This is a genomic window from Arachidicoccus sp. (assembly GCF_050436765.1).
Classification (GTDB): domain Bacteria; phylum Bacteroidota; class Bacteroidia; order Chitinophagales; family Chitinophagaceae; genus Arachidicoccus.
On the sequence record NZ_JBNQGD010000090.1, the window covers coordinates 18,519 to 31,281 of the forward strand.

General features: G+C 37.7%; 13 protein-coding genes. 6 read left to right on the forward strand and 7 right to left on the reverse strand.

Features of this window, described 5'->3' with window-relative positions:
* Positions 1–71: 71 nt before the first annotated feature.
* From ACQR30_RS03800 to ACQR30_RS03820, 5 genes are all read right to left on the reverse strand, one after another.
* Positions 72–1,040, reverse strand: a complete 969-nt coding sequence (locus ACQR30_RS03800; RefSeq protein ID WP_429731485.1) for a transketolase family protein — start codon at positions 1,038–1,040, stop codon at positions 72–74.
* 68 nt (positions 1,041–1,108) lie between these two features.
* Positions 1,109–2,164: a UDP-glucose 4-epimerase GalE gene (galE, locus tag ACQR30_RS03805; RefSeq protein ID WP_429731488.1), complete on the reverse strand. Its 1,056-nt coding sequence runs from the start codon at positions 2,162–2,164 to the stop codon at positions 1,109–1,111.
* 111 nt (positions 2,165–2,275) lie between these two features.
* Positions 2,276–3,319, reverse strand: coding sequence for an inorganic phosphate transporter (locus ACQR30_RS03810; protein WP_429731490.1), 1,044 nt, complete (start codon positions 3,317–3,319; stop codon positions 2,276–2,278).
* A gap of 53 nt (positions 3,320–3,372) precedes the next feature.
* On the reverse strand, positions 3,373–4,020 hold the full coding sequence (locus tag ACQR30_RS03815) for a DUF47 domain-containing protein (protein ID WP_429731493.1): 648 nt from the start codon (positions 4,018–4,020) through the stop codon (positions 3,373–3,375).
* A 165-nt stretch (positions 4,021–4,185) separates the two neighbouring features.
* Positions 4,186–4,758, reverse strand: a complete 573-nt coding sequence (locus ACQR30_RS03820; protein WP_429731495.1) for an L-threonylcarbamoyladenylate synthase — start codon at positions 4,756–4,758, stop codon at positions 4,186–4,188.
* Positions 4,759–4,824: 66 nt separating this feature from the next.
* Between ACQR30_RS03820 and ACQR30_RS03825 the strand changes: the two genes are divergently transcribed.
* The 5 genes from ACQR30_RS03825 (at position 4,825) to ACQR30_RS03845 (ending at position 9,609) form a co-directional block, all read left to right on the forward strand.
* The gene (locus ACQR30_RS03825; protein WP_429731498.1) at positions 4,825–5,631 is read left to right on the forward strand and encodes a 2,3,4,5-tetrahydropyridine-2,6-dicarboxylate N-succinyltransferase; all 807 of its coding nucleotides are present in this window, start codon (positions 4,825–4,827) and stop codon (positions 5,629–5,631) included.
* Between the two features lie 29 nt (positions 5,632–5,660).
* The gene (panD, locus tag ACQR30_RS03830; protein WP_429731501.1) at positions 5,661–6,011 is read left to right on the forward strand and encodes an aspartate 1-decarboxylase; all 351 of its coding nucleotides are present in this window, start codon (positions 5,661–5,663) and stop codon (positions 6,009–6,011) included.
* Positions 6,012–6,108: 97 nt separating this feature from the next.
* Positions 6,109–6,597 carry a D-glycero-beta-D-manno-heptose 1-phosphate adenylyltransferase gene (gene rfaE2, locus ACQR30_RS03835; protein ID WP_429731504.1) on the forward strand — a complete coding sequence of 163 codons (489 nt, stop codon included), beginning with the start codon at positions 6,109–6,111 and terminating at the stop codon, positions 6,595–6,597.
* Positions 6,598–6,648: 51 nt separating this feature from the next.
* The gene (gene ppk1, locus ACQR30_RS03840) at positions 6,649–8,712 is read left to right on the forward strand and encodes a polyphosphate kinase 1 (protein WP_429731507.1); all 2,064 of its coding nucleotides are present in this window, start codon (positions 6,649–6,651) and stop codon (positions 8,710–8,712) included.
* Between the two features lie 9 nt (positions 8,713–8,721).
* Positions 8,722–9,609, forward strand: a complete 888-nt coding sequence (locus ACQR30_RS03845) for an exopolyphosphatase (RefSeq protein ID WP_429731510.1) — start codon at positions 8,722–8,724, stop codon at positions 9,607–9,609.
* On the opposite strand, the gene ACQR30_RS03850 is transcribed toward ACQR30_RS03845, so the two are convergent.
* The gene (locus ACQR30_RS03850) at positions 9,606–10,670 is read right to left on the reverse strand and encodes an NAD(P)/FAD-dependent oxidoreductase (RefSeq protein ID WP_429731512.1); all 1,065 of its coding nucleotides are present in this window, start codon (positions 10,668–10,670) and stop codon (positions 9,606–9,608) included. The genes ACQR30_RS03845 and ACQR30_RS03850 overlap by 4 nt on opposite strands.
* A gap of 89 nt (positions 10,671–10,759) precedes the next feature.
* Complete coding sequence (gene serA / locus ACQR30_RS03855) at positions 10,760–11,992, reverse strand: phosphoglycerate dehydrogenase (RefSeq protein ID WP_429731515.1); 1,233 nt, start codon at positions 11,990–11,992, stop codon at positions 10,760–10,762.
* A gap of 340 nt (positions 11,993–12,332) precedes the next feature.
* Here serA and ACQR30_RS03860 point away from each other — a divergent pair.
* On the forward strand, positions 12,333–12,763 hold a 431-nt coding region (locus ACQR30_RS03860; RefSeq protein ID WP_429731518.1), incomplete at its 3' end, for a phosphoenolpyruvate carboxykinase (ATP).

Sequence of the window (12,763 nt, forward strand, 5' to 3'; positions counted from 1 at the left end):
TATTTCTCAAAAATAATAAAAACCTGTCCGAAACAGACAGGTTTTTATAGAATAATGAATATTCTGCTACTTTATGCGTTTTTACGTGCAATTACTTTTTCTGCAGCGTCTACAATATAATGGGGCGTTAAACCATATTTTTCCAAAAGTTCTTCCGGCGTTCCGCTTTCACCAAAAGTATCTTTCGTGCCTATAAACTCAATAGGTATGGGGAAATTGTTTGTTGCGACATGCGCAACGCTTTCACCTAACCCACCCCAAATATTGTGCTCTTCACAGGTAACAGCGCATTTGGTTTTCTTAATAGATTTTATAATTGCTTCTTGATCTAAAGGCTTGATTGTATGCAGATTGATAACTTCAGCACTAATACCTTTTTCTGCTAAAACACGCGCTGCTGCAATAGCATTCCAAACCAAATGACCACAAGCAAATAAAGAAACATCCGCACCCTCTGCCAGCACTTGTGCTTTGCCAATTACAAAATCCCCACCGTCCACGCTTGTAAAATTTGGCCATTTTGGACGACCAAAGCGTAAATAAACAGGGCCTTCCAGGTTAGCAATAGCCATTGTCGCAGCCTTAGTTTGATTAAAATCGCAAGGATTTATAACAGTCATTCCAGGCAACATCTTCATCATTCCAATATCTTCCAAAATTTGGTGTGTAGCACCGTCTTCACCTAAGGTAAGTCCGGCGTGACTTGCACATATTTTTACGTTCTTATTGCTATAAGCAACACTTTGACGAATCTGGTCATACACCCTACCCGTACTAAAATTTGCGAAAGTAGTCGTGTAAGGAATTTTGCCTCCAATAGTTAAACCGGCAGCAGCGCCAATCATGTTTGCCTCAGAAATCCCCATTTCGATGAAACGATCAGCGAATTCTTTTTGGAAAGGTCCCAATTTGAAGGAACCTGCCAGATCAGCTGTAAGAACGATTACGTCTTTATTTATTTTGGCTATTTCGTAAATCCCTTCCCCAAAACCTGCACGCGTTTCTTTTTCGTTTTGAACTTGAATATCTTGTAATTGCATTTTTTTTAAATAAGATTTATATAAATATTTTAAAGGGTGCAAGATAAGCTTTTCTGCACTATTTTTTCTTAATTGAAAGTTGATTTTTGTTGTTGTGTCAGTAATCCATCTTTTTGCATTCTTTGTTCCCATGCCCAGGCTGTGCGCATCATTTCATTCAAATCATATTTTATCTCCCAATTCAAAGATTCAACGGCAAACTGATTATTGGCATAAATAGCTACAATATCTCCTGGCCGGTTGGGACCGATGATATAATTTAGCTTTTGCCCACTTACCTGTTCAAATGCCTTAATGGCTTCCAATACAGTTACACCGTTACCGGTCCCTAAATTAAAGACATCACATTTGGTTTTATTTTTATTCTCCAACAAATATTGTAGCGCTAAAGTATGCGCATGCGCAATATCAGAGACATGAATAAAATCACGCAGGCAGCTCCCGTCGCGAGTAGCATAGGTCGCGCCAAAAACCGTCATTTGAGGCAGTTTGCCAATAGCCGTTTGTGTAATGGCCGGTACCAAATTCTGAGGTTTTCCAATAGGAATTTCTCCTATTTCGATAGAAGGATGGGCCCCTACCGGATTAAAATAACGAAGAAGAATTGTATTACTATCTGCTACACTGGAAAAATCGCGGATGATTTTTTCCCCCATTTGCTTGGTAGCACCATAGGGGGATTCTGCTTCTTTAATAGGCGATTGTTCTGTTACGGGCATCACGTCAGGACTACCATAAACCGTACAAGAAGAAGAGAATACAAAATTAGGTACGTTAAACTCCCGAACGCATTTTAATATGTTAACCAGTGATTCTAAATTATTCTCATAATACTCCAGTGGCTGTGAAACTGATTCTCCTACAGCTTTATAGGCCGCAAAATGTATGACGCCTACGATGTCTGTATTTTCTTGAAAAACGGCACGTGTATCATCGAAATTTTTTAAGTCTACCTTGTAATTTTTATACTTTTTACCGGTAATTTTTTCAACGCCCTGTGCCAAAAATGTTGTCGAACGGGAATTATTATCTACTGAAATAACATCAAAACCATTTTCAATTAAATCTACCGCAGTATGTGCACCTATATACCCGCAACCACCGGTTACTAGAATTTTACTCATTTATAGCCTCTTTTTATTTTGAAGGTGTTGTAAATTGTGTGTAAAAGTAAAACAGAAGAAAACAATCTCACAAAAAAAGATGTTTTATTTCCGACAAATTTGGCAGAATAACTATGCAGGCAATCCAAATACACCGCGCAACAACCAATAAACCAAAGCAGCAACGAGCGCACTTACCGGAATTGTGAGCACCCAAGCCCAAACAAGATTAACCGTAACGCCCCAACGAACAGCCGACAATCTTTTAGTTGCGCCCACACCCATAATAGCACCGGCCACAGTATGCGTGGTACTTACGGGAATACCCAGAGCTTCTGTTAATATAAGCGTAGAGGCAGCCGCTGATTCGGCAGCAACCCCTTCAATTGGTGTAACTTTGGTGATACGCGTGCCCATCGTTTTTACTATTTTCCAGCCACCACTCATCGTTCCCAAGGCAATCGCGGTATAACACGCAAATGGAATCCAGTTATTTTCCAACATCGTTTTAAGAATAGGCGCATTTTCAGCCAAAGCATGACCACCATTTTTATCCAACAATAAAGCAACGGTTATTAAACCCATCACCTTTTGCGCATCGTTGCCCCCATGGCCCAGACTAAAGGCTGCAGATGAAAAAAGTTGCAATCGCTTAAACCATTTCTCCGCTTTATAAGGAGGCGATTTCCTGGCTATCCAATTTATCCCAATGGTAATAATGAAGGCTAAAAACATACCTATTATGGGAGATAAAAATATAAATAAAACTGTTTTGCCAAGGTTATACATTTCGATTACGTCAAAATGTCCAATGCGCGCCAGGGCAGCGCCGATGAAACCACCAATAAGCGTATGGGAAGAGCTGGACGGAATGCCAAACCACCAAGTAAGCAGATTCCAAAAAATGGCAGCAATAATCCCCGCCAATATGATCGTAAGTGTAATATATTCCGGATGAATGGTCTTAGCAACCGTGTTGGCAACCTTATGTTCTTTAAAAATAAAATAAGCCACAAAATTCCAAAATGCCGCCCAAATTACCGCCTGAAAGGGCGTAAGTACTTTTGTAGAGACGATGGTAGCTATGGAGTTGGCAGAATCATGAAACCCATTAATGTAATCAAATATTAAAGCTAAAACGATAATGACTATTAATAAAGTCGAGAATCCAAACATAAATGATATTTTGGTAAAACAGATTTTTGAAAAAAAGAAAGCCTAAGAAAACGCTAAGAATATTTAATAATAATAGATTCTACTGTGTTTGCTGCATCTTCCATTTTATCGGCGACCTTTTCCATTACCGAAAAAACCTCTCTCTTCTTAATGAGCGCCTTAATGTCTTCTTCAACCTGAAACAATTTTTCAATACTTAAATCATATACATCGTCGGCTTGATTCTCTATACTGTTAATCCTAATCAGGGCATCTGTCATCTTGCGTAAGTGTTTCATATCACGCAACCCATTCACGGCTGTTTGTATTTCCTGTGTACCCGTCTCAATTAACTCAGCCATTTTCTGAATCCCCGTTTCGTTGGGGTTCACATTATAAAAATGTATTTTTTTGGCGGAGGCATAAATGCAATCGGCCACATCATCAAGTGACATGGCCAATGCGTGTACGTCTTCTCTATCGAACGGAGTGATAAAATTGCGACCTAATTCGGTAAAAATCTGATGTGTAAGTTCATCATTTCTGTGTTCCAGGTCTTCTAATTGTGAAACAATCGTTGCTCGTTTGTCTCTATCAGATTCAAAAACTAATTTCTTTATTTGCTGCCCCATCACATTAACGGTTACAGCCACCTTCTCAAACAATTCATAGAAGATTTTGTTTTTTGGCATAAAGATTTTACCAAAGTTGTTTAGTCCCATCTTGTGTACTTTTGGCGCGAAAGTAAACTTTATAATTCAATCTTTTTTTTAAAGCAATATTAAGTTATTATTAAGTTATTATCATTTTGTTGTGAAGTTACCATTATTTTATTACGAAATAATCGTTATTTAATTATTCCTGTAAACTTTAATTCGGCCGGCGTATCATTCACGAATTACCCTCAATACACTATTTTCCCACTTTACAATGGTCGAAGGACTCGCAATACGCTCATCATCCTGCCTATATTTTACAATATAATCTACCTCTTCTGCGATTTTATTGCTTATCTCCCTAAAAATGCGGGGAGAGGGTTCTCCGCTTTTATTAGCCGAGGTACTTAATAGGGGTTTGTCCAAGCCCCGAATTATTTCCTTACAAAATTCATCTGCACATATTCTGATGGCAATCGATAAATCCACCGCAACTACACTAGGCGCAAGCCCAATCGCATTCTCATATACAACTGTTGTAGGTTTTTGTGCCAATTGAAGGTATTGTAGCACTTTTTTATCCAACTCTTTTACATATTGTTGCAATCGTTGCTTACTTTCCACCAATACCACAAAGCTCTTATTGGCAGGTCTATTTTTTATTTCAATAATTTTCTGTACGGCTGCCTCGTTGGTAGCATCGCACCCCAAACCCCATACAGTATCAGTAGGATATAAAATAACTTCTCCATTATGTAATGTATTTAAACAATTAACTACATCTTTTTCAAACTCTTTACTCATAGATGCTAAATTAATCCATGTGAAACATTAATTTTGCAAAATCTTTTTAATTATATAAAAATACACATGAAGAATTTAATTCTAGAAGCTTGGGAAAATAGAGATTTGTTGAAAGATGCAAAATATTCAGACACTGTAAAAGCGGTAATAGAAGAAGTAGATAAAGGTCGCCTGAGAACAGCCGAGCCAACTCCAGACGGCTGGCAAGTGAACGAATGGGTAAAACAAGCAATCTTATTGTATTTTGGTGTTCAAAAGATGCAAACCTGGAATACACCACCTTTCGAATTTTATGACAAAATGCTACTAAAAAAAGACTATGAAAAATTAGGCGTTCGGGCAGTACCACATGCTGTAGCGCGCTATGGCGCCTACCTGGCAAAAAATGTGGTATTAATGCCCAGCTATGTAAATATTGGCGCATATGTTGACGAAGGTACAATGGTAGACACCTGGGCTACAGTGGGTAGTTGCGCACAAATAGGCAAAGGTGTACATTTGAGTGGCGGCGTAGGTATTGGCGGCGTATTGGAACCCGTGCAAGCTTCTCCGGTAATTATTGAAGATGGCTGTTTTTTAGGAAGTCGCAGCATTGTGGTAGAAGGAGTAGTTGTAGAAAAAGAAGCAGTATTAGGAGCAAATGTGGTACTTACTAAATCAACTAAAATAATTGATGTAAGTGGCAATTCACCTGTAGAATACAAAGGACGCGTACCTTCGAGAAGTGTGGTAATCCCTGGCACCTATCCAAAAGAATTTCCGGCCGGAACCTATAATGTAAGCTGCGCCTTAATTATCGGAAAACGCAAACCGAGTACCGATTTAAAAACAAGCTTAAATGATGCCCTACGCGATTTTAACGTGGCGGTTTAATCGAGTCCAGATATATTTAATAAATAACGATGATAATAGAAATTTTAAAATCCAAAATACACAGGGCCATAATTACTGAGGCTAATCTCAATTATGTGGGCAGCCTCACATTGGATGAAGATCTAATGGATGCCGCAAATATAATTGAAGGTGAAAAAGTAGCTATCGTAAATGTAAATAATGGCGAACGTATCGAAACCTATATAATAAAAGGGAAACGCGGTAGCGGCACCGTATGTTTGAATGGTCCCGCCGCACGTAAAGGTAATGTGGGCGACATCATCATTGTAATCTCTTACGCTTCAATGGAATTCGAAGAAGCAAAAAAATTCACACCTTGGGTGGTTTTCCCCAAAGAAGGCACGAATCAACTACCTTAAATAACCTGATTCACTTCAGCAATCCCTTCCAAACATAACAATTTGGTAACTCCATTTTCAATGTTATTTGCTATCTTGTAGCAAATAACATCTGACAATGAAAAATATCGACTTTGCTGCTCAAAAAATACATTCGCTGGAAAAAATGCATCAGATAGTTTCCACGTGGAAACTAAAATCAAAAACATTCGCGTTTACGAATGGCTGCTTCGACATACTACATGCAGGACATGTCTTATCTATCAATGATGCTGCTAAAACAGCCGATTACTTAATTGTTGCCATCAACTCAGATCAAAGCGTTAAGCGATTAAAGGGAGAAGAAAGGCCGATCAATAACGAGCAGGATAGAGCTAGCCTATTAGCCAATTTGCTCGTCGTGGACGCAGTCATTATTTTTGACGAGGATACGCCCCTTAAAGCAATAAGTTATTTATTGCCAGATGTATTAGTAAAAGGCGGAGACTACAAAGTAGAGCAGGTTGTAGGTGCAAAGGAAGTGATTGCCAATGGTGGTAAAGTATTCATAAATCCACTTTTGGAGGGATATTCTACGACAAATACCATCAATAAAATAAAAGCTTAATCCCGCAACCAGCTTTGACAAACGATTTAACGTAATTCCTGTCTTACATCCATGAAAATTACACATACCATTCCGAGAGACATTAGTTGGTTAAGTTTTAATGAACGCGTTCTGCAAGAAGCCAACGACGAAAATGTCCCACTTAAAGAAAGAATTAAATTCCTTGCTATTCATTCTAATAATCTGGAAGAGTTCTTTCGCGTACGTGTAGCGGCATTGCGACGCATGATTGCATTAAGCGGTAAGAAAGTTAATTTTCATTTTGAAGAAAATCCTCAGGCCATCCTTGATCAGATTCAGACGATCGTTTTACGCCAGCAAAATGAGTTTGCGCGTATATGGAACAATATTATCCACGAGATGAATAAAGAAAAGATATTCATCAAGAACATTCACCAACTCTCTGCCACTCAGAAAAAATTTGTGCAAACCTATTTTGATGAAGAAGTTGAATCCAATGTAATTCCACTATTGATTGAAGACCTCCCTACACTCCCCTATCTAAGGGATAAAAGCTTGTATTTGGGCGTGGTAATGAGCAAAGAAAAAGACTTCACCAAACAAAAATACGCGCTCATAGAGATTCCGGTACATGCGCTGGGCCGCTTTGTTTTGCTACCTTCTAAGCGAGGAGAACATCACATTATTTTATTGGAAGATATTATTCGCTTTAACTTGCCTTACATTTTCTCCTATTTTGGTTATGATCATTTTGAGGCCCATATATTTAATGTTACCAAAGATGCAGAATTTAATATTGATAATGACATTTCTACTTCTATTGTTCAAAAGATTGAAAAAGGAATTAAAAATAGAAGAAAGGGAAAAGCGGTTCGTTTCAGCTACGACAAAGAAATCAATACCGGACTTTTAGAATACTTGATCAGGAAATTAAATTTAACGCATAAAGACAATATTATTCCCGGCGGAAAAATTCACAACTTTAGGCACTTTATGGACTTCCCGGACGTATTTCCTTCGGAAAAAACGCGTACCAATATTTCTTTCATTCATCCAGCGCTAAAAGATCGACAACGCATTACGGAAGTAGTTTTAAAGAAAGATATTCTGCTGAGTTTTCCTTACCATTCCTTCGTTTCGATTATTGATTTATTACGGGAAGCTGCGATGGACCCCGATGTGCGTAGCATTAAGATAACCGCATACCGGTTGGCGGTCAACTCTAAAATCATCAATGCACTTATCAATGCCGTGCGCAATGGAAAAGAAGTGACAGTGATGATGGAGCTGCGGGCTCGCTTTGACGAAGAGGCAAATTTGGAATGGAAAGAAAGATTGGAAGAAGAAGGCGTCAGAGTGCTGATCGGCATACCCGACATGAAAGTACACGCCAAACTATGCGTGATCAAAAAAGTAAAAGGTAGCAAAGCCATACAATATGGTTTTGTTGCGACCGGTAACCTGAACGAGAAAACCGCGAAAATATATGCAGATCATTTGCTATTGACATCCAATAAAAATGTAATGGACGATATAAATACAATATTTAATTTTTTATCTAATGCCAAGATGGATAACATCAATGTGCTAAACGGCTGTAAGCATCTAATGGTATGCCCTAATAATATGCGTAAAAATTTAGTGGCACTTATTGATTATGAAATAAAAGAAGCGAAATCGGGCAAAGAAGCGGCAATTATTGTAAAACTCAATTCATTAAGCGACAATATTTTAATTCAAAAACTATACGAAGCAGCAGAAGTAGGCGTAGTTATAAAAATGATTGTGCGTGGTATTTACTGCGCATTCAACGAAAGCAAAAAATTTAAAAAGAAAATCTTTGCTATCAGCATTGTCGATGAATATTTAGAACACGCACGCGCGTTTATTTTTCATCATTCGGGAAAAGAGAAAACATACATCTCTTCCGCAGATTGGATGGTGCGGAACTTAGACCATCGAATAGAAGCAGCCGTAGAAATTATGGATAAAAAATTAAAAAAAGAACTACGTGAAATTATCAATATTCAACTCAATGATTCTGTAAAAGCCAGACGTCTGGACAATCAATTATCAAATAATTATGTACATTCGGAGAAGGCAAAAAATATACGTTCGCAAATAGAAATTTATAATTATCTGCTCAATAAATAATTTGACCTTATGAAACTCGCCGCAATAGATATAGGTAGTAATGCCGCACGTTTACTGATTGTAGATGTTCAAAAAAATGACGACAATCAAGCAATCTTCAATAAAGTAAATCTTGTAAGGGTTCCGCTTAGACTGGGATTCGATGTCTTTGATGAAGGCATCATTGGAGTAGAGAAAAAAGAAATGCTGCTCAATACGATGCAGGCATTCAAACATTTAATGGAAGCCTATAAAGTAAACGCTGTGAAAGCTTGTGCGACAAGTGCGATGAGGGATGCATCTAACTCAAACGATATTGTAAAAGAAGTAAAAAATAAAACAGATATTGAAATTGAAATCATTTCAGGCGATGATGAGGCCGCACTGGTTTTTGAGAACCATATTGCAGAAAACCTCAACAAATCGAATGCTTATCTTTATATAGATGTGGGGGGTGGTAGTACAGAAGTGGATTTTTTTGTAGAAGGTAAACAGGTATACCAAAAATCGTTCAATGTAGGGACCATAAGACTTTTGAATAATCAATGGGCCGATGATGATTGGAAAAAAATGAAGGAAGAAGTTAAAAAAAGTATCAGAAGCAAACTACCTATTACCATTATTGGTTCCGGCGGTAATATCAACAAAATATTTTCTCTGAGCAAAACAAAGGACGGGAGACCTTTATCTTTTAGACGTCTAAAGAAGTTTTACCATGACTTATCGGCGCTTTCAGTCAAAGAAAGAATTCAACAATTAAATCTTAAGGAAGACCGTGCAGACGTAATTGTTCCGGCATTACAAATTTATATCAACCTAATGCGCTGGACCGATGCATCTGAGATATTTGTTCCAAAAATAGGGGTGGCAGATGGTTTGGTGCGCGACTTATATAATGAAATATGCAGGCAGAATTAGCTAAACCATTCGCCCGAAAACCTAGAAATATCGACCTGTGCATCTACCGATTCGCCGGTTAAAATGTTTTGCGCAAGTTGGTTTGCAAAATAAGGTGAAAGCGAGCAGCCTTTAGTGCCCATCCCATTTAGGACTCCAACATTTTTATAGGTTGGATGAAACCCCACAAACGGTCTGCGCTCGGTATTTGCAGGTCTTATACCCGCCAAATATTCTACTACGCTATAGGGTAACTTTAGATTAGCCTTTAAATAAGTTTCTACCTTTTCTTTGAATCCTTCAGAGGGCAAATCATCTAGAAAATTCCATTCATAAGTCGAACCAACCCAAAATAAGTCATTATTTTTCCACGGGACAATACTCAATCCTTGTTTATAAATAAAATTCCGTGGGAGCCCGGGAACGGAAATAATGGCAGCTTCTCCTTTATTATAAGCTGACGGCAATTTTTCAAAATAAGAACTATTTGCAATGGAAGTACCATTACAGTAAATTATTCTCTGCGCAACAATATCTTTGTATACAACTTGATTTTCCTGGACTAAACAATCCGCCTCATTAAAATGCTCGTTTAGCAAAGATGTAACACCTATCAGATATTCGCGCCACAAGGCCAGTAAATCAAATAAATTGACGACAAAAGCGGGATGTGTCTCTCCTATTCCATATTCAAAATTGAAGTATTGCTTCCAATCGTTTTCATTGGCACAAGTTCGCAGGTATTCATTGGGACCATGTCTCAATCGTTGTTCAAATGCCACTTGCATTTGTTTTGTAGCGTGGATATTGAGTATACTGCACCGAGAAATGCAAGAGGGCATCTGCAAAAAATTGCTGATGTCATTATACGCAGCAAATACAAAAGGCATCAATTCATCAATCTTCCAAGTTTTCACGATACGACGACCCGTTACCGGGTTAACAACGCCGGACGCCACACGGGAGGCAGCATTCGGTTTATCATCATCTATCACCAAAACTGCTTTTCCGGCTTTTAATAAATAGAAGCTGAGAAATGTACCGCTTACACCTTGCCCTACAATAAGAAAATCTACTTTCATTTATTTTAAATAATCGCCCCCAAAGGTAATGTATGTAAATAGTAATGCCGCCTCAAGAGAGAGCGGCATTATTATCTAATCAGAATTAATTAATATACTTTTCTTACTTTAATCGTTTCTTTCACCTTTTTTAAAAGTTGTAAGGCTTTGTCAGAAAGCATTTTATCAATATCCAATACCACATAGCCAATAGTATCGTTCGTGCTGAGGTATTGCCCCAATATGTTGATATTATTTCTCGACAACTCGGTATTAATGGCACTCAATACACCAGGTTTATTATTGTGAATATGTAAAATACGGTGTGTGTTGGGATGTGCTTTCAAAGCCAAAGCGGGAACAGTGAGAGAACCATCGCTGATACCGTTTTCCAAATAATTGAAAAGCTTTCTACTTACATCTTCACCAATATTTGCCTGAGCTTCTTCGGTCGAACCACCAATATGTGGTGTCAAAAGGACATTTGACAATCCTTGCAAAGGCGTAACAAATGCGTTCCCTGTTTTCGCAGGTTCCACTGGGTATACGTCGATAGCCGCACCGGAAAGTTGTCCATTTTTAAGGTATTTTACCAATGCATCGATTGCGACACAATGTCCCCGCGCATAGTTGATTAAAATAGAACCTTTTTTGAAATGTTTTAATATCTTTTCATCAATAATTTCCTTAGTTTCTGGTGTTTCCGGTACATGTAGCGATACGATATCGGATAAAGAAACCAACTCTTTCATTGACTTACAAGAGGCTGCATTTCCCAAGGGAAGCTTATTTTGGACATCAAAATATAAAACCTTCATCCCCATAGCTTCTGCCAGAATACTCAACTGCGTTCCAATATTTCCATAACCTACTATACCCAGAGTCTTACCGCGCAATTCGTAACTACCATTTGAATCTTTAAACCACAATCCTTCGTGTGCCGCTTTATTTTTATCTAAAATTTTTCTTATCAATAAAATAGAAGCGGCTATTACCAATTCTGCAACACTTCTTGTATTGCTATAAGGCGCATTGAAAACAGAGATACCTCTTCTTTTTGCTTCTTCCAGATCTACCTGATTGGTACCAATACAGAAACAACCAATAGCTTGTAGTTTCTGCGCCGCAGCCAATACTTTGGCCGTAATTATTGTTTTAGAGCGAACGCCAATTAAATGCACATCTTTAATGGCTTTAATGAGATCTTCTTCGTTTAATGCCCCAGTCATTTTTACAACATCATGATAGCCACTAGACTTAAAAAATTCTACCGCTTTATCACTAATGTTCTCCAAAAAAAGGATTTTAATTTTCTCTTTAGGATAGCTTGTTTGCTCTTTCATTTTCGATGATTATTATTTATAAAAACAAATGTAAATTTTGCATAAATAAAAGGAAGTTTTGCATTAAAAAAAACTAATCAATGTAAATAAATGATATACTCTATTTTCTTAATGAATGCGAATTTAATATATTGTAAACTAATGAATGTTAATCTATGCAAGCATTTCAGGTCAATCGCCGCTTAACCCAACTTTTTTTTTCTTAACGCAAAAAACAAAATTTATCGAAAAAAAAACACGCTAAGTAGGCGGCTCATTTCAATTATGTATTATCTTGCGCAAATACTAACTAACGTAAGTTATTGGTAATCTGATCACCTAAAAAAATTTAATGCGTATTATGCTACATTCAGGAACTTCTTTTACCAAAGTCTCTTCAGACAAATTGGTAGAATTAAAAGCAAAAAAAGTGTATACCAATCTCTCCCCTGAGGAATTGATGTTACAAACATTGCAGTTAAAGCAGGGAAAGCTCAGCAGCGCCGGTGCACTCTGTGTTGATACGGGAAAGTTTACTGGAAGATCGCCAAAAGATAAATTCATCGTGAAAGACTCTATTACCGAAAACACCATAAATTGGGGTGACATCAACATCCCCATTGCGCCCCAAATATTCGACAATTTATACAATAAAGTAATAGACTACCTTTCAGAGAAAGAAATATGGGTTCGTTATGTACAGGCTTGTGCAAGCGAAGAATACGTCATAAACCTAAGGGTAATAAATGAAACACCCTGGGCCAATTTGTTTTGCAATAATTTATTTATAAG

Excerpts from the sequence above, each read along its gene's own strand:
- ACQR30_RS03825 (WP_429731498.1), top strand. The coding sequence starts at position 4,825 with ATGAAGAATTTAATTCTAGAAGCTTGGGAAAATAGAGATTTGTTGAAA.
- galE (WP_429731488.1), bottom strand. The coding sequence starts at position 2,164 with ATGAGTAAAATTCTAGTAACCGGTGGTTGCGGGTATATAGGTGCACAT.
- ACQR30_RS03820 (WP_429731495.1), bottom strand. The coding sequence starts at position 4,758 with ATGAGTAAAGAGTTTGAAAAAGATGTAGTTAATTGTTTAAATACATTA.
- ACQR30_RS03815 (WP_429731493.1), bottom strand. The coding sequence starts at position 4,020 with ATGGGACTAAACAACTTTGGTAAAATCTTTATGCCAAAAAACAAAATC.
- ACQR30_RS03850 (WP_429731512.1), bottom strand. The coding sequence starts at position 10,670 with ATGAAAGTAGATTTTCTTATTGTAGGGCAAGGTGTAAGCGGTACATTT.
- serA (WP_429731515.1), bottom strand. The coding sequence starts at position 11,992 with ATGAAAGAGCAAACAAGCTATCCTAAAGAGAAAATTAAAATCCTTTTT.
- ACQR30_RS03800 (WP_429731485.1), bottom strand. The coding sequence starts at position 1,040 with ATGCAATTACAAGATATTCAAGTTCAAAACGAAAAAGAAACGCGTGCA.
- ACQR30_RS03845 (WP_429731510.1), top strand. The coding sequence starts at position 8,722 with ATGAAACTCGCCGCAATAGATATAGGTAGTAATGCCGCACGTTTACTG.
- panD (WP_429731501.1), top strand. The coding sequence starts at position 5,661 with ATGATAATAGAAATTTTAAAATCCAAAATACACAGGGCCATAATTACT.
- ppk1 (WP_429731507.1), top strand. The coding sequence starts at position 6,649 with ATGAAAATTACACATACCATTCCGAGAGACATTAGTTGGTTAAGTTTT.
- ACQR30_RS03810 (WP_429731490.1), bottom strand. The coding sequence starts at position 3,319 with ATGTTTGGATTCTCGACTTTATTAATAGTCATTATCGTTTTAGCTTTA.
- rfaE2 (WP_429731504.1), top strand. The coding sequence starts at position 6,109 with ATGAAAAATATCGACTTTGCTGCTCAAAAAATACATTCGCTGGAAAAA.